The following is a 1,151-nucleotide window of genomic DNA, read 5'->3' as shown; positions in this document are numbered from 1 at the left end:
GCTGGGCTGCGAAGCAGGCCTGAAGGCTGACAACTCGGTGTGTCAGTCAGATCCTGGGGGCCGCTTCGCGACCCAGCGGGAGCAAGCTCCCTCGCCACAAAAGCAACCACCTATATCCGTATACGAAATACCAAAAGGAGACACCCATGAGCAAACGCATCAACTGGAGCGGCGTATTTCCCGCTGTCACCACCCAATTCAACGAAGACTTTTCCATCAACCTGGAAAAAACCCATCAGGTCATTTCCAACGTCATCCGCGACGGTGTTTCCGGCCTGGTGGTCTGTGGTTCCGTGGGGGAAAACACCTCCCTGAGCGCCGAGGAAAAAATCGCCGTGACCGAAGTCGCGGTGGACGCCTCCCGTGGCCGGGTGCCGGTGATCTGCGGCGTGGCCGAGTTCACCAGCGTACAGGCCGCCAAGGTTGCCAACGCGGTGCGCAAGGTCGGCGTCGACGGGGTCATGCTGATGCCGGCGCTTGTCTACGGCTCCAAACCGTTCGAGACCGCCGAACATTTCCGCTACGTGGCCCGGCATGCCGATGTGCCGCTGATGGTCTACAACAATCCGCCGATCTACAAGAACGATGTCACCCCGGACATCCTGATTTCCCTCGCCGACTGCGACAACGTGGTGTGCTTCAAGGACTCGTCCGGCGACACCCGCCGCTTCATCGACGTGCGCAACGAAGTCGGTGACCGCTTCGTGCTGTTTGCCGGCCTCGACGACGTGGTCCTGGAAAGCCTCGCCGTCGGCGCCGAGGGCTGGGTCTCGGGCATGTCTAACGTGTTCCCGAAAGAAGGCGAAACCATCTTCCGCCTGGCCCGCGCCGGGCGGTTCGCCGAAGCGATGCCGATCTACGAATGGCTGATGCCGATCCTGCACCTGGACGCCCGCGCCGATCTGGTCCAATGCATCAAGCTCTGCGAAGCCATCGCCGGTCGCGGCAGCGCCCTCACCCGCCCACCGCGCCTGGCCTTGCCGGAAGCAGACCGGGTGTACGTGGAGCAGATCATGGCCAAGGCGCTGGCCAATCGGCCGGCGTTGCCGGATGTGGGGCTGTAAGCCGCAGCCGATGAAAACCCTGTGGGAGCGAGTCTGCTCGCGAAAGCGGTCTGCCTGATTCGAAGGTGCTGGATGTGCCACCGTCTT

The 1,151-nt window shown here is 62.6% G+C and carries 1 protein-coding gene; it reads left to right on the top strand.

Annotation, left to right across the window (positions count from 1 at the left end; genetic code table 11):
* Positions 1-146: 146 nt before the first annotated feature.
* Positions 147-1,064 carry a dihydrodipicolinate synthase family protein gene (locus ACE04F_RS04660; protein ID WP_486105221.1) on the top strand — a complete coding sequence of 306 codons (918 nt, stop codon included), beginning with the start codon at positions 147-149 and terminating at the stop codon, positions 1,062-1,064.
* Positions 1,065-1,151 lie beyond the last annotated feature (87 nt).

Source organism: Pseudomonas sp. AGC41 (assembly GCF_057334555.1).
The sequence above is the reverse complement of the archived record's forward strand: the minus strand, read 5'-3'. Positions and strand labels throughout refer to the sequence as shown.